A 21,728-nucleotide genomic window follows, 5' to 3' on the forward strand; every position below is an offset into this window, starting at 1 on the left:
ATTAGAATATTCTAATTATTTTAACCGTTTTATTTTAATCTATATATTCTTCTCCGTTAATAACAAGAGAAGAAGGATTATTATTTTCTAATATTATATCAAAATAAATTTCTCCCTCAGAAGGATGCTGAAAATATCCAGTTGCATAAACAGTATTTCCGTTTTTATGCATATCTTCTGTTGTAACTTTATAGTTTATTCCTGCATACTTTTTTACTGTTTGTTCTATTATTGAGGAGTAAGTGGATGCCTTAGATTTAGCAACATTAATATTTTCTGAAGTAAAAGTATTCTGAGATTTAGATGAATCATTGTTATTAAGCAGAATTTTATCTGCGATAAATAATAAACCTATAAAAAGTATTACGCAAAGAATAACTTTAGTATACTTGTTTTTATTGAAATACTCTTTTACTTTATTGAATTTCTTTACTCCTTTTTTTCTTCTGCTAGGATACTGAAGAACTTTATGTGAGTTATCGTGTTCTTTATAAAATCGTAAATAATCTTTTTTACTGTTATGGATTTTATTTAGATTTTTTAGTTCTTCTTTTTTACTTTTAAAATGAATTGTATTTTTATTGATGTTAGAAGATTTCAAACTGTTACCCCCTTTTAAACTCCCCTTAAGTTTTTATTAATTTCTATATAAATAATCATACTATAAAGTATTTGAAATACCAATATTATATAATAATCATAATTATGCAATATAATACAAGAAAATTTATGAAAGTTTAAAAAAATACAATTACAAACAGGATAAAAGTATAAAAATGTAAATTTAAGAAAAAATAAAATAATATTTAATCAAGTGATAACTCTTTTTCTTTAAGAGGATATAAAGATCTATCTAAAATGCCTTGCAAATAAGCTATTAATACACCATAATTTACTATTGGAACATTTAGCTCTTTTGCTTTTTCTATTCTACTCATCATAGCAGTTCTATTCATCATGCAGCCACCACAATGTATTATAAGAGAATACTTATTTACATCATCTGTAAATGTTACTCCAGAAGTAAATTCAAAATTAAGATCTTTTTTTGTTTTTTCTTTTAACCATTTAGGGATCTTATAAGTTCCAATATCATCGCTTTGTCTATGATGAGTACATCCTTCTGCAATAAGTATTTTATCTCCATCTTTTAAATTATCTATAGCATGAGCACCTTTAACTAACTCATAAAGATCTCCTTTTTGTCTTGCGAACAGTATGGAAAATGAAGTTAATGGAATATCTTTTGGAGTATCTTTTGAAACTCTTTCAAAAGCTTGAGAATCTGTTATAACTAAGGTTGGTTTTTGATTTAGATTAGCTAAGGTTTCTTTTAAAGTAGTTTCCTTAGTTATAATAGGCATAGCACCACTATCTAGTATGTCTCTTATGACTTGTTGTTGAGGAAGTATAAGCCTTCCTTTTGGAGCAGCTTTATCTATAGGTATAACTAAGACTATGAAGTCATTTTCATTTATTAAATCACCAACTAATCTAAACTCAGTACTTTCTTCTTTGGTATTAGATATTATACATTCTTTTAACTTATCTATACCAACATTGTTAATAGTAGATACGCACACTATAGGACATTTGGCTAGTTTTTTACTTTCTTCTAAGACATTATTTTCATTGTTTAGCATATCTATCTTATTTAAAACTAAGATATGTGGTATTTTTTTATCTTTAAATTTTTCAATTAAAGATAAATCTTCTTCTCCTATGCCTATAGTAGAGTCTACTACTAATAAGGCAACATCAGTTTTATCCAAAACATCTAAGGATTTATTTACTCTAAGTTCACCTAATTCTCCTATATCATCAAGTCCAGCAGTATCAATAAGAACACAAGGTCCGATAGGTAGAATTTCCATAGGTCTAAAGACTGGATCAGTAGTAGTTCCTGCAACATTTGATACTATTGCAGCGTTTTGATTTGTTATTGCATTAATTACACTTGACTTACCTGCATTTCTTTTTCCAAATAATCCAATATGTACTCTAACGGATTGAGGTGTTGAATTTAAACTCATATTTATTACCCCCTTTTATATAAAAATTTAATTTTGACTTTATATATTAAGATATTAATCCTGGTAAATTTTGATAATATCTTAAATGGTAGTATTTAATATACTTAAAATCTACAATAAATAAAAAATAAAATTAAAAAAATTAATTTTACGTATTGAAAACGAACAGCTGTTCGTATATAATAAAAACAGAACGAATGTTCGACAAAATAAAATAAAAAAATATTTATAAATTTTGTAATAAAGTAATTGATACATAAATATATATAGACTATAAAGAATTAAATTTAAGGAGTGGGATATACAAATGAGAACAGTTAAAAATATTCAAGATATAACAGTTGCTAACTTAAAAAATGGAGAAGTTACTTTAATTCAATTAGAAGAGATATATAATAAATTTGGATTTATATTTGAAGCAAGTGAAGGAAGATTTATTAAGATAAAAAGAGAGATACGCCATTAATAATAATTTATATATAGATATATAAACCTAGCTTTATACATAATGTAGATAAGCTAGGTTTTTTTAGGAGTGATAAGTTATGAAAATAGTGTCTTACAATATACACAAAGGTAGCGATATAAAAAAAATACCTACTTTAAAAGAGATTATCAAATATTTAAAAAATCTAGAGTGTGACATTATATGCTTACAGGAAGTTTTATATCATCAATTTGTAAAGATAAAATCAGATTTAGAAATTGATGGAGTGTTTGCAGCTAATGTAAACAATAAAACTATGAAGTATGGTGTATGTACTTTTTCTAAGTATAAAATTAAAGGTAGCAATAATTTTTTATTAACTAGTAAAAAGGAACAAAGAGGAGCACTAGCTATAACTATAGATATTAGTGATGAAGAAAATATTAATATAATTAATACACATTTAGGGTTAGATAAAGAGGAAAGAAATATACAGATATTAGAGATACTTAGTTTAAAAAATAGATTTATAGGTTCGAGCATAATATGTGGTGATTTTAATGAAAAAAATATATATTTAAATTCATATTATGATAGTGCTGTTTATTTAAAAAAACATGGTGAAGAAACTCTTCCTAAATATAATGTTAGAATAGACTATATATTTGTAGATAAAAGATACACTCCAAAAAGTTATATTGTAGATAAAATAAATTTATCAGATCATTATCCAATAATTTGTACAATTTAGAAAAGGGTAACAATAAAGTTACATATTCCACCTAAATATTGTTAAAGTTATTTAAATTATATTAAAATGTACTTAGTTATATACTATATTTTGTAGTAAGTGGGGGTGGAGTGATGAATAGTGAAGTTATTGTTGAAGAAAGTATAGCCAGACATAATAATGCTAAATTGAAAATATACATTACAATAGGTATATTAGTAGCTATAATTGGAGGCTATATGATATATTCATTTAACAATAATTACATGTATAATGGAAAAATAGCTAATAACATTTTTGTAGAGGGTGTAAATATCTCATTAATGACAAAAGAAGAAGCAATAGCTTTAGTTAATGAAAAATATAAGCCAGAGAGTTTATCTTTAACTTATAATAATGAAAGTTTTGATGTAGTACCTGAGGATATAAACCTTAAGTATAATATTGAAGAAGTTGTAAATAATGCATATAACTATACTAAAACGGACTCATATTTTGAAAATGTAAAAAGATTATTTCAACTAGATAAATCAAAGCAAGAATACACATTAACAAGTTCTTTTGATGAAGCTAAGTTAAGTGAAGTTATAGATAGTATAGCTAGTAAGGTTAATGTACCTGTAAAAAATGCTAAGTTATACATATCAGGTGGTAGTTTTAATGTTACTCCATCATTAATAGGTAAGGAGTTTGATGTAGCTGCAAATAAAGAAGCTATATATGAAGCTATTAATAGTAGAAAATATGGACAAGTTAGCTTAAAGGTAAACGATGTACAGCCAAATATAACTACAGCAATGGCTCAAAGTGTAGATACATTATTAGCAGAGCATAGTACAACATTTAGTTCTAGTCACTCAGGTAGAGCCGGTAACATTAGAGTTTCTGCTCAAAGAATAAGTGATGTACTTCTTATGCCTGGTGAAACATATTCTTATAATGAACAAACTGGTATAAGAACATTAGCTAATGGTTTTTATAATGCTCCAGTAATAATAGGTGGGGATCTTAAAGATGCACCAGGTGGTGGAGTATGTCAGACATCTACTACTTTGTACAATGCAGTTTTATATTCTGGACTAACTATAGAGCAAGTTAAGAATCACTCAATAACTTCAAACTATGCTCCAAGAGGTAAGGATGCAATGGTGAATGATAGTGGAAGTGATTTAAAGTTCTCTAATCCATATGACCATCCTATATATGTAAAAAGTTATGTAAGTGGTGGAACTGTTACTTGTCAAATTTATGGAAATTCACAAGATAAGAAAAATATAGAAATAAAGTTAGAAAACTTTAATATGGGTGCTAAAACATATAGAGTATTTAAAGATTCTAATGGTAAACAATTAAAAACAGAATACATAGCAACAAGCGTATATAAAAAATAAAAATATAAAAGGTTGATGATAAAATTAATAATGAGTCATCAACCTTTTTATTTTTACAAATAAATAAAAACTTTGTAAATTAAATGGTAAAACATGTAACAAAATTGCTATAATAGATTTATATGGAGTTTTAAGATTTATTTGGAGGAAAAGATAATGCAATTTGTAGGAAATAGGTATGATATTTTAAATTATAATGGAGAAATAGAAGTGGGGAAACTATATGAGGCTAGAGATACCTATTATAATAATTTAGTTTATTTAAAGCTTATAAATAATGTAGAGACATTAAGTAAGGGATTCATTCCTGATTTGATAGATGAGGCGACAGTTTTAAATCAAATAGACTCCGATCATATTAGTAATTTATTACATATAGATATACATTGTTCTGAATATGATGTATATTATTATATAGTTAGTGAACACTTCAGGGGACAAACACTAAAAAGTTTTATTTACAATAATATATTAGATAAAATTACTATAGCTAATATAGCTATGAAGCTAATAAAATCTTTAGAAATAGCAAATAGAAATAATTTATATCATGGAAGTCTTAACCCAAATAATATATTAATTGATGAAGATCAAAATATAAAAATATTTGATTTTGGTATGACTAAGGCAAATAAAGGAGTACACTTACGATTAGATAAAGAATTAAGTTATTTATGTCCTCATCAGCTAAACATAGATTACACAGATAAAGAGAGTGATTTCTTTTCATTAGGTATAATCTTATTTGAAATGATGTTTAGAGAACTTCCTTTTGGAAATGATTATAATGATAAAGAAATGCTAAAGAGTGTTGATAAAGGTGTGAAATGGAGTCTTTTATATTACGATGAAGACTTAGAGGAAATTATAAGGATAACTAAGAAATTATTAAGTAGAGATGAAAAATATAATTCAGCTCAAGAAGTATTAGTTGAATTAAGTGATATAGTATATAAAAGTACCCAATTGGAAGATGTTAATGAGGAGTTTGAAGAGGAAGAGGAAATAGAGATTTATACAAGTAATCACATAAATAAAAAGCTACTTATGAGTGTAGCTACAATATTATTAGTGATTATGTTAGTTATAGGATTTATATAAGTCTAATTTAAGTAAGGAGAAGATAAATGAAGGTTAACTGGAATGAAAAGTACACAACAATTTCTGTATATGCATTTATAGTTGTTTGCTGTAGTATAGTATTTTATCTTATAAGTTCTCAACTTAAAGTATTTACAGGTAAAATAGGTGAAGTTATAGGTATTTTACAACCATTTATTATAGGATTTGTAATTGCCTACTTATTAAATTTTATATTAAAATTTTATGAAGAAAAGATAGAAAACATTGATGGATTTAAAAGTATGAGTAAGAAAGTTAGAAGAAGTACTTGTTTACTTTTAACTTATATAACTGCTTTTTTAATTATATACTTATTTATGAACTTCGTTGTACCTCAGGTAATAGAAAGTATAGTTGGATTAGTTAATAATATACCATCATATTTAAATAATCTTACAGTATTACTTGAAGATATAATGAAAAATTTAAACTTAGAGCCTAAGTACTTTGATATTGCAAATGAAAAATTAACTGAAATTGTTAACTATATAATACAATTTGCAACAGATTTATTACCTATATTAGGAAATTGGGTTGTTAATATAGCATCAAGTATTTGGAATATAATACTAGGATTAATAGTATCATCTTACTTATTAATAGATAAAGAAAGATTCTATGGAGTAGGAAAGAAAATAGTATATGCTATATCTTCAGAAAGGGTAGCTAATAGAGTTTTTGAATTGGTAAGTAGAAGTAATTATACCTTTGGTAGGTTTTTAAGTGGAAAAATAATAGATTCAGCTATAATAGGAGTTTTAACATTTATTGTGTTAAATATCTTTAAAATGCCTTATTCAACATTAATATCAGTTATAATAGGTATAACTAATATAATACCATTTTTTGGACCATTCTTTGGTGCAATACCATCAGCTATAATAATACTATTTGTTTCACCTATAAAGGCTGTATGGTTTTTATTAATAATATTAGTAATACAGCAAATAGATGGGAATATAATAGGTCCTAAAATATTAGGAGATTCAATTGGAATATCTGCATTCTGGATATTATTTGCATTATTAGTAGCAGGTAAGTTCTTTGGAATTGTAGGTATGGTAATAGGAGTACCTTTATTTGCTATAATTTATTCTATAATAAAAGAAGTTATAGAAGGCAAATTAAGACGTAAAGGATTACCAGAGGATACAGAAGAATATATGTAAACAGAAAAGATTGTCTCAAAGTAACTATTAAAATGTTAAAAATTGAGGCAATCTATTTTTAATTAAGAGGAGGAATAAAAGTGAAGATAACATACATTCATCATAGTTGCTTTAGTGTAGAATTAGATAAAGTTACATTACTATTTGATTATTTTAAAGGGGATTTACCTAAATTTGATAAAGATAAAAAATTATACGTATTTTCAAGTCATCAGCATCATGATCACTTTAATTCAATTATATTCGATTTAGAAAAAGAGTATAAAAATATTAAATATATTCTTTCTAATGATATAAACTGTAGAAAATCAGAAAACACAGTTTTTGTAGGTCCAAATGAAGATATAGAAGTAGATAGATTAAGAATAAGAACATTAGAGTCTACAGATTTAGGAGTTGCATTTATTATTACGTTAGATGGAAAAACTCTATATCATGCGGGTGACTTAAATTGGTGGCACTGGGAAGGGGAAAATACTGATGCTCAAAATAAGGATGCAGGAGATAGGTTCAAACATGAAATGAAAAAATTAAAGGATAAAAAAGTAGATGTTGCATTTTTACCTCTTGATTCTAGACAAGGAGAGCAATTCTATTTAGGATTTAATGAATTTATGAATATGACGGATACTAAATATGCTTTTCCAATGCATTTTTGGAGAACATATAGCATTATAGATAAGTTAAAAGAAATGGATATGGCAAGTTCATATAAAGATAGAGTTGTTAAAATAAATAAAGAAAATGAAGTATTTGAAATAGAACTATAGCATAACTTAGAAGTTATAATAATAGAATCTCTATAGAAAGCAAATATTTATATGGAGGGCTATTATGAAAAAAAGGATTATTTATATTTTTACTACTATTGTAATTCTTATGTTTAGTATTGTTGCTTTTGCAGAAGATACAACTACATCATCAAATTTATTTTCATGTGATAGTAACATAGCTGTAAATAAAGATGTAGATGGTGATGTTTATACATTTGGAAATAGTATAAGTATAGGCAATATTATAGGCGGAGATATTATAAGTGCAGGTAGAGACATTAATATACAATCAAGTGAAGTAAAAGGAAATATAAGAACTGCAAGTCAGACAGTAAATATAGATGTAGGTAGAACTAAAAATATAACTGTAGCAGGTGAAAGTATTAATATAGGGGATAAGACTAATGCCAATGCAATATATTTAGCAGCAAGTGATATAAGTTTTAAAGGTGAAACTAATGACTTTTATGCAAGTGCACAAACTATAGTAATAGATGGTACTGTGAATGGAAATTTAAATGTGGATTGTGAAAATATAACTTTTACAGAAAATGCAGTGGTTAAAGGTAATATTAAGGTTAAATCATCTAATGAACCAAATTTAAATTCAAAAATGTCTATGTCAGATATAGACTATGAAAAAATTACAACTAATAATGAAGAAGAAGGTATATTTACTAAATCAAATATAGTAGATTTTTTGATAAGCTTAGTTGCAGCTATAATAACTGGATTAATTTTATATGTATTACTTAATAAGTCATTGTTTGGATTTGATAGAAAATTAAGTAAATCTTATAAATATTTATTAATAGGATTAGCTGTACTTATTATAATGCCAATACTATCATTACTTCTTATTATTAGCGTTATATGTGTACCCGTTGGTATAATAATCTTAATTTTATATGGAATAATAATATACTTATGCCCAGTTATTTTAGGTATAATTTTAGGCCAATTAATTTTATCAAAACAAAATCCAATACTTCAAGTTTTATTAGGTATATTAATAATTAAAGTTTTATTACTAATACCGTATATAAGCTTTATTATATGGTTTTTAAGTGTATTATTTATATTAGGTTTAATTACTATGAAGCTATATAGCTATATATGTAAAAAATAAAATAGCAACATTTAGTTGCTATTTTATAAAGGAGGTCTTTAATGAACTGGGATCAGCTGTTGAGAATACATGCTAAGTATTAAAGAGCTTTAATAGGCTATATCAGTATTATGTGTAAAAAGAGATTTACTATTCTAATATATAAGGATATACAACAATGAATAAATATTTTAATAACCTCCAAACTAATTACTGATATAGTAAGTTGTCTGGAGGTTTTTTGTGTGAATGAATGTAAGTGGACATCTGTTCATAATCAAGGATTAAAATGTTGTAGAAAAGCAGATGCATCTGGATATTGTATATTTCATAAAGAAAATAAAAATAGAGAGGAAAATTCATTATTTATATATTTGATAATGAAAGAAAAGATAAGTGACTTTAGAGGATTTGTATTTGAAGATGATTTTATTATAAGAGACGTAATTAAATATGATTATTTAAAACTAAACTTTGACGAAGCAATATTTAAGAAAAAGGTATTTTTAAATAAGTATAATTTTAAAAAAAACCTTACTTTAAATTATACTGATTTTAGAGGGTATACAACTTTTGAAAGTTCAATTTTCCAAGAAAATTTAGAACTTAATAAAACTAAGTTTAATAAAAAATACATAGCCAATAAAGCCTTTGAAAAGGTACATTTTAACGGACAAGCATTTGTAATAACAAGTGTAAAAAACTTACCTCGATTAGAAGGTATAATTTTTAGTCCATGTACAAAATTAGTATTAAGGTATGTTAAATATTCAAAAGCACATGCTTTATATGGAAAAATAAATTATAGAATAGCTAGAACGCAAGCTAATATAATTGGTGATAATGAAAGAATAGGATACTATTATTATAATGAAAGAAATTATGCCAGTAAAATAATGAAAAGCAGTGACTATCCTAAGTATAGTGAATATTTAAATGAAAAATTTTTTGATAATTTATCTAAATATACAATAGGATATGGAGAAAAACCACGGAGGCTATTAGTAACCACTGTAATTGTAATTAGCATGTTTACTTTTTTATATATGTTTTGTGGGGTTAAAAACTCTAAGGGGATATTTATAGGTATAGACTTAAATAATATAAAAAACTATTCAATAAAAGACGTGTTGGATATATATTTAGATTTATGGTATTTTAGCACGGTAACATTTACCACATTAGGTTATGGAGATTTAACAGTTAGTACATTCTTTGGAAAAATACTAGTCTGTATAGAAGCTTTTGCAGGTGTAACAATAGGTTCTACATGGGCATCATTGGTAATAAAAAGGATGATAAGGTAAGTTAGTAAATAATTACTGATATAAATTTTACTTATAAGGCAAAAAATAAGATAGACTTATTAAATCTGAGAAGGTGAGATCTTTGAAAAAGGGAGCACAAAAATTACTAATACTTATAATCATCTTGACATTTGTAACTCCTACAAACGTTTATGCTTTAGATAAGATAGATAAGTATTCAAAATCATCAATCTTAATAGACCAAGATACAGGCAGAGTTTTATATGAAAAAGAACCTGATGCAAAAAGACCTTTAGCTAGTTTAAGTAAAATGATGACTTTTTTAATTGCAATAGAGGCTATAGAAAATAAAGAAGTAAATGCAAATGATATAGTCAAAATTGATAAAAATATAGCTAAAGTAAGAGGCTCAAGCTATCACTTAAAAGAAGGAGAAGAAGTTCCTTTAATTGAGCTTATGAAAGGTCTTATGATAGTATCTGGTAATGATGCATCTATTGGTATAGCAAGACACATTTGTAAAGATGAAAAAGCATTCGTTCAAAGAATGAACAAAAGAGCAAAAGAACTTGGCATGGTAAATACTTACTTTGTAAATCCTAATGGACTACCTATATATAGTTTGAGTGATCCAAAAGCTCAACCAATGCAAAATATATCAACAGCAAGAGATATATCAATTTTAGCAAAATATATGTTTGATCATTATGAAAAACAAGTAACATCAATTACTGATATGTCAACTTACTCAAATCCTAAAAGAGGATTTGTAAAAAATAACACAAATGCATTACTTAGAATAATACCTGAAGTAGATGGAATAAAAACTGGGTATACAGGAAATGCTGGATATTGTTTAGCATTTTCAATGAAAATAAATAAAAATGAAGATAATGAAAGAGACAGAAGAGTTATAGGTGTAGTTCTTGGTGCTAATCATAAAGACAAAAGAATTTCAGCTGCAATATCAATGTTAGATTATGCTAAGAATGATTTTAAAAGTGAAACTTTACTACAAAAAGGAACTTTAATTGGGAAAAGATATATAAAGAAAATAAATGACCTTGAAGTAACTTTAGTAGCAGAAGATGAAGTATATGCAGTAATAAACAAAGAAGAAAATTTAAAATCTCAAGTTACATTTAAAGAAATAACTTATCCTATTAAAAAAGGTGATGTGCTAGGTGTAATAAAATACTACACAAATAATGGAGACATATTAGGTAGTGTAAATATAGTTAGTGCAAATGATGTAGATAATGTATCTTTCATCAATAAAATTAAAATATTATTCTTTGAGTAAATAAATACAAATTTGGATATAATTCAAAGGATAAATACAAAAATATATGATAATAAAATGTTGTATTTTATAAAACCCTATGTTATACTACTAGAGGTGAAAAAATAAAATATAATTAATCACACACGGTGATGGGATCCTTAAAAGGTGCCCAATGAGGTTTTTTAGGGAGTTGATCACACCGGAGGTATAAAACCAAGGAGGTAAAGCAATGTCAGTAATATCAATGAAACAATTATTAGAAGCTGGTGTTCACTTCGGACATCAAACTAGAAGATGGAACCCTAAAATGGCTAAATTCATCTTCACAGAAAGAAACGGAATCTATATAATAGATTTACAAAAAACAGTTAAGAAAGTAGAAGAAGCTTACAGATTCACTAAAGAAATAGCTGAAACTGGAAAGCCAATCTTATTCGTAGGAACTAAGAAGCAAGCTCAAGAAGCTATAAAAGAAGAAGCTGAAAGATGTGGAATGTTCTACGTTAACGAAAGATGGTTAGGTGGAATGTTAACAAACCACAAAACTATACAAACTAGAATAAACAAATTAAGAGAATTAGAAAGAATGGAAAACGAAGGTGTATTCAACGTTCTTCCTAAGAAAGAAGTTATAAAATTAAGAGCTGAAAAAGAAAAATTAGAAAAATATTTAAATGGTATAAAAGATATGCCTGAATTACCAGGAGCTATATTCGTAGTAGACCCAAGAAAAGAAAATATAGCTATACAAGAAGCTCATAGATTAGGAATCCCAGTAATAGGTATAGTAGATACTAACTGTGATCCAGATGAATTAGATTACGCAATACCAGGAAATGACGATGCTATAAGAGCTGTTAAGTTAATAACTGGAGCTATGGCTACTGCTATAATAGAAGGTAGACAAGCAATAGCTGACGAAGCTGAAGAAGTATCTGAAGATCAAGAATAATTAAAAACTAAATGGTAAGGGTCATTCCCTTACCATTAATAATATATAGGAGGAATTTAAAATGGCTATAACTGCACAAATGGTTAAAGAGTTAAGAGAAAACACTGGCGCTGGAATGATGGACTGTAAAAAAGCTTTACAAGAAGCTGAAGGAAACATGGAAAGAGCTGTTGATATATTAAGAGAAAAAGGTTTATCTAAAGCTGCTAAGAAAGCAGATAGAGTTGCTGCTGAAGGTTTAGTTGCAATAGAAATGAACGCTGACAATACTGCTGCTGTAGTAGTAGAAGTAAACTCAGAAACAGACTTCGTTGCTAAAAACGAAGATTTCAAAGTATTCGTTAAGGATGCTGCTGAAATGGCTTTAGCTTCAGAAGCTAAAGATGTTGCTGCTTTATTAGCAGAAACTCACAAAGAAGGTAAAGCATTACAAGATGTTTTAAATGATAGAGTTGCTAAAATAGGTGAAAAATTAGACTTAAGAAGATTTGAAAAAGTAACTACTGAAGGACAAATAGCAGGTTACATACATGGTGGAGGAAAGATAGGAGTTCTTGTTGAACTTTTAACTTCTGCTAAGAACGATGAATTAATAGCTATGGGAAGAGATATAGCTATGCAAGTTGCTGCAATGAATCCAAAATATGTTTCTAGAAACGATGTTGATCCTGAGTACATAGCTCACGAAACAGAAATATTAACTCAACAAGCTTTAAACGAAGGAAAGCCAGCTAACATAGTTGAAAAAATGATAAAAGGTAGACTTGAAAAGCAATTAAAAGAAGTTTGTCTTTTAGAACAACCTTTCGTTAAAAACGGAGACTTAACAGTTAAGCAATTAGTTGCTGAAACTGCTAAAAAACTTGGAACTGAAATAGAAGTAGGAAGAGTTGTAAGATTCGAAGTTGGTGAAGGTATAGAAAAGAAAGAAGAAAACTTTGCAGAAGAAGTTGCTAAGCAACTTAAGTAATTAACCAAAAGAGAGCACTTACGTGTTCTCTTTTTTAGAAATGTAAGAAAATTTGTAAAATACATATAATAAAATAGGAACAATTTAGAGGAGGATTTCTGATGAACAAACCAATGTACAAAAGAGTATTGTTAAAGCTTAGTGGAGAAGCTTTATCAGGGGCAAAAGGCTTTGGTATTAACAACGAAGTTGTAAATGATATAGCTACTGGAATCAAAAAGTTAAGAGAAATAGATGTAGAAGTAGCTGTAGTTGTAGGTGGTGGTAACTTCTGGAGAGGAAGAACTTCTGAAGGAATGGACAGAACTACTGCAGACTATATAGGTATGCTTGCAACTGTAATGAACTCTATGGCGCTTCAAGATGCTCTTGAAAACATAGGTGTTGAAACAAGAGTGCAAACTGCTATAGAAATGAGACAAATAGCAGAACCTTATATAAGAAGAAGAGCCGTGAGACACTTAGAAAAAGATAGAGTTGTTATATTTGGTGCAGGAACAGGAAATCCATATTTCTCAACTGATACAACAGCAGCACTTCGTGCAGCAGAAATGGAAGCTGAAGTTATATTATTAGCTAAAAATGTAGATGCTGTATATGACAAAGATCCAAAAGTACATTCAGATGCTAAGAAATTTGATGAATTAAGCTATATAGATGTTCTTCAAAAAGGATTAAAAGTAATGGATTCAACAGCAACATCTTTATGTATGGACAATGAAATACCTATAAAGGTATTTGAGCTTTCAACAGAGAATATATTAAAGGCAGTAATGGGCGAGAAAATAGGTACAATAGTAAAATAATAGATAATACTTTAAGGAGGCAATTAATATGAAAGCAGTACACGCTGAGTTAAAAACAAAAATGGACAAAACAATAGAAGCACTTAAGTTTGAATTTACAACTATAAGAGCTGGAAAAGCAAACCCTCAAATGTTAGATAAAATAAGAGTTGACTACTATGGAACTCCAACACCAATAAATCAAATAGGAGCTATATCTGTTCCAGAACCAAGAACTTTAATGATAAGCCCTTGGGATAAGTCTGCTATGAGTGAAATAGAAAAAGCTATAAGAAACTCTGACTTAGGACTTAACCCAACTAGTGATGGTGAAGTTATAAGAATAAATGTACCAGCATTAACAGAAGAAAGAAGAAGAGAATTAGCTAAGAAAGCTCATAAAGTAGCTGAAGAATTCAAAGTTAGACTTAGAAACGAAAGAAGAGATGCTAACGATAAATTCAAGAAAATGGAAAAAGAAGGCGAAATAACAGCTGACGAATTAAAGAAAGCTCAAGAAGACGTTCAAAAAACTACTGATAAATATGTTAAAGATATAGATACATTATTAGCTGCTAAAGAAGCAGATATAATGGCTGTTTAATAAAGTGAATAAATATTACGAACTTTTAGGCCTTCATTTAGATGATGTAAAAAAGTTTTTTGAAAGAGAAAATATTAATTATACTATAAAAAGTATTCAAGGAAATAAAGATAAGGATAAACTTATTATTCCTAAGGTTATAAAAATAACTGAATTAGAAGATGGTGTAGAATTAATAGTCACATACTTTTCTGACTCCTTAAAATAAGGAGTCAGAATAATATTGGAGTTATATATGAATAGTGAATTAATTTATGATATCGACTTAGAAAATGTACCTACTCATATAGCTATAATTATGGATGGTAATGGACGATGGGCTAAAAAAAGATTTCTTCCAAGGACAGCTGGACATAAAGCAGGAGTAGAGACTATAAGAGAAGTTGTAAAAGAATGTTCAAAACTTGGAATAAAGTATTTAACACTATATGCCTTCTCAACAGAAAACTGGAAAAGACCTAAATTAGAAGTAGACACTCTTATGAACTTGTTAGTTTTTTACCTAAAAAGTGAAATAAAAGAACTACATAAAAATAATGTTAAAATTGCAACTGTAGGTGATATAAGTAAATTACCTGAAGTATGTATTAGAGAACTAGATAATGCTAAAGAGTTAACAAAAGATAATACTGGAGTAACTTTAAATTTAGCATTAAACTATGGAAGTAGAAATGATATAACAAATGCAGTTTTAGATATAGTAAAAGATTGTAAATCTGATAAAATAAATATAGATAGTATAAATGAAGATACTATAAAAAACTATTTAAGTACAAAGTCTACTCCGGACCCAGATTTACTTATCAGAACTAGTGGAGAGCAAAGATTAAGTAATTTCTTATTATGGGAATTAGCTTATTCTGAATTTTACTTCACTGACATACACTGGCCTGACTTTAATAGGCACGAATTACAAAAGGCAATATATGTTTATCAAAGTAGGGATAGAAGGTTTGGAGGACTTAAGTAAGGAGATTAATTAACATGCTTACAAGAATCATTGCTGCATTAGCTTTAGTCCCACTACTTGGAATATTAATATATGGAGGGATTCCTTTATATATTACTGAGATAGTATTAATTTCTATTGCATTACATGAGTTTTATAAGGCCTTTAATCAAAAAAATATAAAGCCAATATACTGGTTAGGATATGTTTTTGCTGTATATATAGGTATAAAGAATTACCTTAAGCTACCAGTATCATATACCCTTACTTTAGGTTTTATACTATTTTTAATTGGAATTATTTACATGTTAAGCTTGAGACATGACATAATAGATATAGCAATTACAACTTTAGGAATAATGTATGTAGGCATATTTATGGATTTTATAGTTTTAACTAATAATAATTTTGAATTAGGGAAAATTTATGTATGGCTTATATTTATAATATCTTTTGCAACTGATACATTTGCATACTTCAGTGGTTATTTATTTGGAAAACACAAATTAATACCTAAAATAAGTCCTAAAAAGACTATTGAAGGTTCAATTGGTGGAATCGTAGGAAGTATAGTTTGCTGCGTAGTATTTGGATATATATTCAAATTAGATTTAATTCATATGGCCATAATAGGAAGTATAGGAAGTATAGTTGCACAATTAGGAGATTTATTTGCATCTGCTATAAAAAGATATGTAGGAATAAAAGATTATGGAAAATTAATACCAGGTCATGGTGGTATATTAGATAGATTTGATAGTGTTATATTGGTTGCACCATTTGTATATAATGCGATAAATCTTTTTGTTAAGTAGCTTCAGTGTAAACTGAAGCTTTAATTATTTTTAACTTTAATATGAAATTTTAGTGAATAATGTAAATAATATATTTAACAATGATATAATACAAAGAGGACATAAATATAACATAGTATTAAAATCTTGTTAGAAAGGAATAATTTAAGATGAAGAAAATATCGATATTAGGGTCGACGGGTTCTATAGGAACACAGACTTTAGATGTAGTTAGAAAAAATCCAGATAAATTTCAAGTAATTGCAATATCAGCAAACAGTAGTGTAGATTTATTATTAGAACAAATAATAGAATTTAAGCCTAAATTTGTAGCTGTTTATAATGAGGATAGTGCAAATAAATTAAAGACAATGATACCTAAAGAAATTGATATAGAAGTTTTAAGTGGTATGGAAGGTTTAGAAAGAATTTCATCATTAGATGAAATAGATGTATTATTGACGGCTATTGTTGGTATGATAGGACTTGTTCCAACTTTATGCGCAATAAGAAATGGTAAAGATATAGCCCTTGCAAATAAGGAGACATTAGTTACAGCAGGAAAATTAGTTATGAGTGAAGCTAAAAAGCATAATGTAAAAATATTACCTGTAGATAGTGAACACAGTGCTATTTTCCAAAGTTTAAATGGAGAAAAATATAAAAATATAGATAAGATTATTTTAACTGCTTCAGGTGGACCATTTAGAGGAAAAATTAAGGATGAACTTTTAAATGTAACTAAAAATGAAGCATTAAAGCATCCAAACTGGAGCATGGGTAGAAAGATAAGTATAGATTCTTCTACTTTAATGAATAAAGGATTAGAAGTGATAGAAGCTAAATGGCTATTTGATGTAGATTATAAGGATATAGATGTTGTTGTACATCCTCAAAGTATAATTCACTCAATGGTACAATTCAATGATAGCTCAATTATAGCTCAAATGGGTTGTCCAGATATGAGGCTTCCAATTCAATATGCCCTTACATATCCAGATAGAATGTTAAATGATTTTGAAAGACTAGATTTTACAAAGTTCTCAACATTTACTTTTGAAAAGCCAGATTTAGAAACTTTCCCATGTCTAAAGCTAGCATATGATTGCTTGAAAATGGGAGGTACATATTGTGCAGTACTTAATGCTGCAAATGAAGTTTTAGTAAATGAATTCTTAGAGGATAAAATTGGGTTTTATGACATACCATATTACATAGAGGAAACTCTAAAGGCACATAAGTCGATCGAAGACCCTACATTAGATGAAATCTTAGAGATAGATAAATGGGCTAGAGAATTCGTAAAAAATTGTATAAAGTAGGATGGTGAATTTATGACAATAATAGTTGCCATATTATTATTTGGTTTAATTGTATTTATACATGAATTAGGTCATTTTCTTTTTGCTAAAATCAATGGAGTAAAAGTACATGAATTTGCAATAGGTATGGGACCTAAATTATTTAGTATTAAAAAAGATACAGAGTATTCAATTAGACTTCTTCCATTAGGTGGATTTGTAAGTATGGAAGGTGAAGATGAAGAATCAAAAAGTCCAAGATCATTTGGAGAAAAAAGCATACTTCAAAGGGCTAGTATAATATTTGCTGGACCATTTTTTAATATAGTGTTTACTATAATATTATTTATACCTATATTTATGTTTATAGGAGCTCAAACAACAACATTAGGAAATGTTATTGAAAATGGGCCTGCATATGATGCAGGAGTAAAAAGTGGAGATTTTATAGAAGCTATAGATGGTAAAAAGGTAGATACATGGCAAGATATAATATTAAGCTTAAATAATTCTGATGGTAGTGAAGTTAAGCTATCTATAGATAGGAATGGAGAAGATAAAGAAATAACTGTAACTCCAGAAAAAAATGATGAGGGTAGATATGTAATTGGAATAGAAACAAAAGTAGAGAGAAGTATTTTTTCATCTATAAAAAATGCATTTGTTACAACTTGGGATATGACAAAGCAAATGGTTATATTCTTAGGTCAATTAGTTACAGGAACTGTTCCTGGAGGTGTTAGTAATTCAGTTACAGGACCTTTAGGAGTTATTAATATAGTTTCAGAAGCTGCTAAAGTGGGTATTATAAATGTAATGTATATAGGTGCAGTAATAAGCTTAAACTTAGGTATAATTAACCTAGTACCACTTCCTGCATTAGATGGTGGTAGATTATTAATGTTACTTATAGAAGCTATAAGAGGTGGAAGAAAAATAGATCCTAATAAGGAAGCTATGATAAACATAGTAGGCTTAAGTGCTTTAATGTTATTTATGGTATTTATAACTTATAAGGATATACTAAGGCTATTTTAGTCATCATATAGGTAGAAGGTGAAAACATGTACAAAAGAAGGTTAAGTAGAGAAGTTAGCGTAGGTAATGTAAAAATAGGTGGTAACAATCCTATAAGTGTTCAATCTATGACTACTACTGATACAAGAGATGCTAATGCAACTATAGAACAAATAAAAAGATTAGAATCTGTAGGTTGTGATATAGTTAGAGTTGCAGTTCCAGATATGGAAGCGGCTAAGAACATTGGAAAAATAAAATCAGGAGTGAATATTCCTGTAATTGCAGATATACATTTTGATCATAGACTTGCCCTAGAAGCTATAGAACAAGGTGTTGATGGAGTTAGAATAAATCCAGGGAATATTGGAAGTATAGACAAGGTTAAAGCTGTAGTTGAAAAATGTAAAGAAAGAAACTTAAAAATAAGAATTGGTGTCAATGGCGGATCTTTAGAAAAAGAACTTTTAGAAAAATATGGTTCGGCAACTGCTGAGGCACTTGTAGAGAGTGCATTAGGCCATGTAAAGATACTAGAAGATTTAGATTTCCATAATATAGTTATATCTCTTAAATCATCAGATATATATAAAACATTAGATGCATATGAACTTATATCTGAGAAAGTAGATTATCCACTACATATAGGTATAACTGAATCTGGTAGTATTAAAAAAGGAACTATAAAGTCTTCTATAGGTGTAGGAGCTCTTCTTTTAAAAGGAATAGGAGATACTATGAGAATATCTCTTACAGGTGATCCTACAGAAGAAGTTATAGTTGCTAAAGAGATACTAAGAAGTTTAGATTTATTAAATGATAAAATAAAAGTAGTATCTTGCCCTACTTGTGGAAGATGTAATATTGATTTAATAAGTACGGTTAATGAAGTTGAAGAAAAAATAAATAATATGGATAAAAACATAACTGTTGCTATAATGGGATGTGCAGTTAATGGTCCAGGAGAAGCTAGAGAAGCTGATATAGGTATTGCTGGTGGAAAAGGTGAGGGTCTTTTATTTAAAAAAGGTGAAATAGTTAGAAAGATAAAAGGTGATAGATTAGTAGAAGAATTATTAGAGGAAATTGAAAAGTATTAAATTTTAAACAGTATTAAATTGGTTTAGGATATATAAATTAATTTAATACTGTTTTTTTACTGTATTCAATGACTTAAATTTAACAAAGTTGATAATGGCAACTAACTATAAAGTATATTAGATATTATTAAATTGTTTTGAAAAAATACAATAATACCAATGAATAAATATAAAATTATACGAAAAATAAGGCGGGAAAAAGATTGCTTTATGAAATGTATAACTTTTTACAATAAATTACTTTAAAATACAAAAAGTGATAAAAATAATAAAAAATGATTGCAAATGTTTTCTTTTGTAGTTATAATAAGCATAGAGGTTAGTTTTTTAACAAACGCACTTATGAATTATTTGATTTTATTACAAAATGGGAGGAATTATTATGATTACATTTTTATCTTGTCTAGCTATATTAATAGTTGGATACTTTACTTACGGTACATTTGTAGCAAAAACTGTTGGATTCGATGATACAAAAGAAACTCCAGCATTAAGACTACAAGATGGTGTTGACTATATGCCAATGCCTTGGTACAAAGTTTTTTTAATACAATTTTTAAATATAGCAGGTACAGGTCCAATATTTGGGGCAATAATGGGGGCTTTATTTGGTCCAGTTGCATTCTTATGGATAACATTTGGGACTTTATTTGCAGGAGGAGTTCATGACTTCTTATCTGGTGTTATATCAATGAAACATGATGGAACTTCTGTTTCAGAAGTTGTTGGTATATACTTAGGGGATACAATGAAGAATATAATGAGAGTATTCTCAGTTGTACTTCTTATATTAGTTGGTACAGTATTTGTTACATCTCCAGCTGGATTATTATCTAATATAACAGGAATGAACAATACTATATGGGTTGCACTTATAATAGTATACTACATAGTGGCGACAGTTTTACCCGTTGATAAAGTAATAGGTAAGATATATCCAATATTTGGAGCAGCATTATTATTAATGGCAGTTGGATTATGTGGTGCAATGTTTATAGGACATTTCAATGGAAGTATGGAAATGGCTGAAATGACATTACAAAACTTACATCCAAATGGAGATAGTGTATTCCCATTCTTATTTACTACTATAGCATGTGGTGCATTATCAGGATTCCATGCTACTCAATCACCTATGATGGCTAGATGTGTAAATAGAGAAAGTGAAAATAAGAGAATATTCTATGGAGCAATGGTTGTAGAAGGTATAGTTGCATTAATATGGTGTGCTGTAACAATAGCATTCTTTGGAGATTCTTTAAGCATACAAGCTGCTTTAACTGAGTTTGGTGGACAATCAGGTGTTGTTAATGTAGTTTCAAAAGAATTATTAGGACCAGTTGGTGCAATACTTGCAGTACTTGGTGTTGTTGCTTGTCCAATAACAAGTGGAGATACAGCATTTAGAAGTGCTAGACTTACAATAGCAGATGCTTTTAAAATAAAGCAAGAAGGTATAAAAAATAGATTTATATTAGCTATACCACTATTTGTAGTATGTATAGCATTAACTCAAATAGATTTCAACATAATATGGAGATATTTTGCTTGGTCTAACCAAACTCTAGCAACAATATTCCTATGGACAGGTGCAGTATTCTTACTTATAAATAAGAAGAATCCTTGGATAGCAGCATTACCAGCAATATTCATGAGTTATGTTGTAATATCTTATATACTACAAGCTAAAGAAGGTTTCAGATTAAATGGAACAATATCAGATGTAGTAGGTATAATAGGTGCCATATTATTAGCAGTATGGTTTATGCTAAAAGTTAAAAAAGTAAGATCAGAGCAAGCTAAAGAAGCTGCTTAATATATGAAAATATCCTATAAGGTAAAGTCCTTATAGGATATTTTTATATATATCAATATAAATGTTAAGTTGATTTATATAGTAAACTTAGGCTATAATTAATTCGCATAGATTATAGTAGCTATAAAAAGGAG

The 21,728-nt window shown here is 28.0% G+C and carries 22 protein-coding genes; 20 read left to right on the top strand and 2 right to left on the bottom strand.

The features are described 5' to 3' along the window. Nucleotides 1-34: 34 nt before the first annotated feature. Nucleotides 35-601: a hypothetical protein gene (locus tag EIH23_RS03385; RefSeq protein WP_122638808.1), complete on the bottom strand. Its 567-nt coding sequence runs from the start codon at nt 599-601 to the stop codon at nt 35-37. 205 nt (nt 602-806) lie between these two features. Continuing rightward, the gene (hydF, locus tag EIH23_RS03390) at nt 807-2,033 is read right to left on the bottom strand and encodes a [FeFe] hydrogenase H-cluster maturation GTPase HydF (protein WP_122638809.1); all 1,227 of its coding nucleotides are present in this window, start codon (nt 2,031-2,033) and stop codon (nt 807-809) included. 307 nt (nt 2,034-2,340) lie between these two features. Between hydF and EIH23_RS16195 the strand changes: the two genes are divergently transcribed. From EIH23_RS16195 to EIH23_RS03485, 20 genes are all read left to right on the top strand, one after another. Beyond that, nucleotides 2,341-2,499, top strand: coding sequence for a hypothetical protein (locus EIH23_RS16195; protein WP_164488972.1), 159 nt, complete (start codon nt 2,341-2,343; stop codon nt 2,497-2,499). A gap of 79 nt (nt 2,500-2,578) precedes the next feature. Then, nucleotides 2,579-3,211 carry an endonuclease/exonuclease/phosphatase family protein gene (locus EIH23_RS03395; protein WP_122638810.1) on the top strand — a complete coding sequence of 211 codons (633 nt, stop codon included), beginning with the start codon at nt 2,579-2,581 and terminating at the stop codon, nt 3,209-3,211. 113 nt (nt 3,212-3,324) lie between these two features. After that, nucleotides 3,325-4,581, top strand: coding sequence for a VanW family protein (locus EIH23_RS03400; RefSeq protein WP_122638811.1), 1,257 nt, complete (start codon nt 3,325-3,327; stop codon nt 4,579-4,581). A gap of 156 nt (nt 4,582-4,737) precedes the next feature. Beyond that, entirely contained in the window at nt 4,738-5,682 is a 945-nt protein-coding gene (locus EIH23_RS03405) for a protein kinase domain-containing protein (protein WP_122638812.1), read from the top strand. Between the two features lie 26 nt (nt 5,683-5,708). Further along, nucleotides 5,709-6,872, top strand: coding sequence for an AI-2E family transporter (locus EIH23_RS03410; RefSeq protein WP_122638813.1), 1,164 nt, complete (start codon nt 5,709-5,711; stop codon nt 6,870-6,872). 80 nt (nt 6,873-6,952) lie between these two features. Continuing rightward, the gene (locus EIH23_RS03415; protein ID WP_122638814.1) at nt 6,953-7,642 is read left to right on the top strand and encodes an MBL fold metallo-hydrolase; all 690 of its coding nucleotides are present in this window, start codon (nt 6,953-6,955) and stop codon (nt 7,640-7,642) included. A gap of 64 nt (nt 7,643-7,706) precedes the next feature. Then, nucleotides 7,707-8,774 (top strand): polymer-forming cytoskeletal protein, encoded by a 1,068-nt coding sequence (locus EIH23_RS03420; RefSeq protein WP_122638815.1) that lies wholly within the window; start codon nt 7,707-7,709, stop codon nt 8,772-8,774. Between the two features lie 224 nt (nt 8,775-8,998). After that, nucleotides 8,999-10,060 (top strand): potassium channel family protein, encoded by a 1,062-nt coding sequence (locus EIH23_RS03425; protein WP_122638816.1) that lies wholly within the window; start codon nt 8,999-9,001, stop codon nt 10,058-10,060. A gap of 82 nt (nt 10,061-10,142) precedes the next feature. Further along, nucleotides 10,143-11,324 carry a D-alanyl-D-alanine carboxypeptidase family protein gene (locus tag EIH23_RS03430; protein WP_164488973.1) on the top strand — a complete coding sequence of 394 codons (1,182 nt, stop codon included), beginning with the start codon at nt 10,143-10,145 and terminating at the stop codon, nt 11,322-11,324. Between the two features lie 211 nt (nt 11,325-11,535). Next, entirely contained in the window at nt 11,536-12,258 is a 723-nt protein-coding gene (gene rpsB / locus EIH23_RS03435; RefSeq protein WP_122638818.1) for a 30S ribosomal protein S2, read from the top strand. A gap of 61 nt (nt 12,259-12,319) precedes the next feature. Beyond that, the gene (gene tsf, locus EIH23_RS03440) at nt 12,320-13,228 is read left to right on the top strand and encodes a translation elongation factor Ts (RefSeq protein ID WP_122638819.1); all 909 of its coding nucleotides are present in this window, start codon (nt 12,320-12,322) and stop codon (nt 13,226-13,228) included. Between the two features lie 101 nt (nt 13,229-13,329). Next, on the top strand, nt 13,330-14,034 hold the full coding sequence (gene pyrH / locus EIH23_RS03445) for a UMP kinase (RefSeq protein ID WP_122638820.1): 705 nt from the start codon (nt 13,330-13,332) through the stop codon (nt 14,032-14,034). Between the two features lie 28 nt (nt 14,035-14,062). Then, nucleotides 14,063-14,617: a ribosome recycling factor gene (frr, locus tag EIH23_RS03450; protein WP_122638821.1), complete on the top strand. Its 555-nt coding sequence runs from the start codon at nt 14,063-14,065 to the stop codon at nt 14,615-14,617. Between the two features lie 4 nt (nt 14,618-14,621). Then, on the top strand, nt 14,622-14,825 hold the full coding sequence (locus EIH23_RS03455; protein WP_122638822.1) for a hypothetical protein: 204 nt from the start codon (nt 14,622-14,624) through the stop codon (nt 14,823-14,825). A gap of 27 nt (nt 14,826-14,852) precedes the next feature. Beyond that, nucleotides 14,853-15,587, top strand: coding sequence for an isoprenyl transferase (locus tag EIH23_RS03460; RefSeq protein ID WP_122638823.1), 735 nt, complete (start codon nt 14,853-14,855; stop codon nt 15,585-15,587). Nucleotides 15,588-15,601: 14 nt separating this feature from the next. Then, complete coding sequence (locus tag EIH23_RS03465; protein ID WP_122638824.1) at nt 15,602-16,381, top strand: phosphatidate cytidylyltransferase; 780 nt, start codon at nt 15,602-15,604, stop codon at nt 16,379-16,381. Between the two features lie 149 nt (nt 16,382-16,530). Further along, nucleotides 16,531-17,682, top strand: coding sequence for a 1-deoxy-D-xylulose-5-phosphate reductoisomerase (locus EIH23_RS03470; RefSeq protein ID WP_122638825.1), 1,152 nt, complete (start codon nt 16,531-16,533; stop codon nt 17,680-17,682). Nucleotides 17,683-17,694: 12 nt separating this feature from the next. After that, on the top strand, nt 17,695-18,699 hold the full coding sequence (gene rseP, locus EIH23_RS03475) for an RIP metalloprotease RseP (protein WP_122638826.1): 1,005 nt from the start codon (nt 17,695-17,697) through the stop codon (nt 18,697-18,699). Nucleotides 18,700-18,725: 26 nt separating this feature from the next. Then, nucleotides 18,726-19,778: a flavodoxin-dependent (E)-4-hydroxy-3-methylbut-2-enyl-diphosphate synthase gene (ispG, locus tag EIH23_RS03480; protein WP_122638827.1), complete on the top strand. Its 1,053-nt coding sequence runs from the start codon at nt 18,726-18,728 to the stop codon at nt 19,776-19,778. Between the two features lie 382 nt (nt 19,779-20,160). Beyond that, nucleotides 20,161-21,594 (top strand): carbon starvation CstA family protein, encoded by a 1,434-nt coding sequence (locus tag EIH23_RS03485; protein ID WP_122638828.1) that lies wholly within the window; start codon nt 20,161-20,163, stop codon nt 21,592-21,594. The last annotated feature ends 134 nt before the right edge of the window (nt 21,595-21,728 follow it).

Origin of the sequence: Romboutsia sp. Marseille-P6047, assembly GCF_900604535.1 — a bacterium.
In the GTDB taxonomy this organism is placed as follows: Bacteria; Bacillota; Clostridia; order Peptostreptococcales; family Peptostreptococcaceae; genus Romboutsia_E.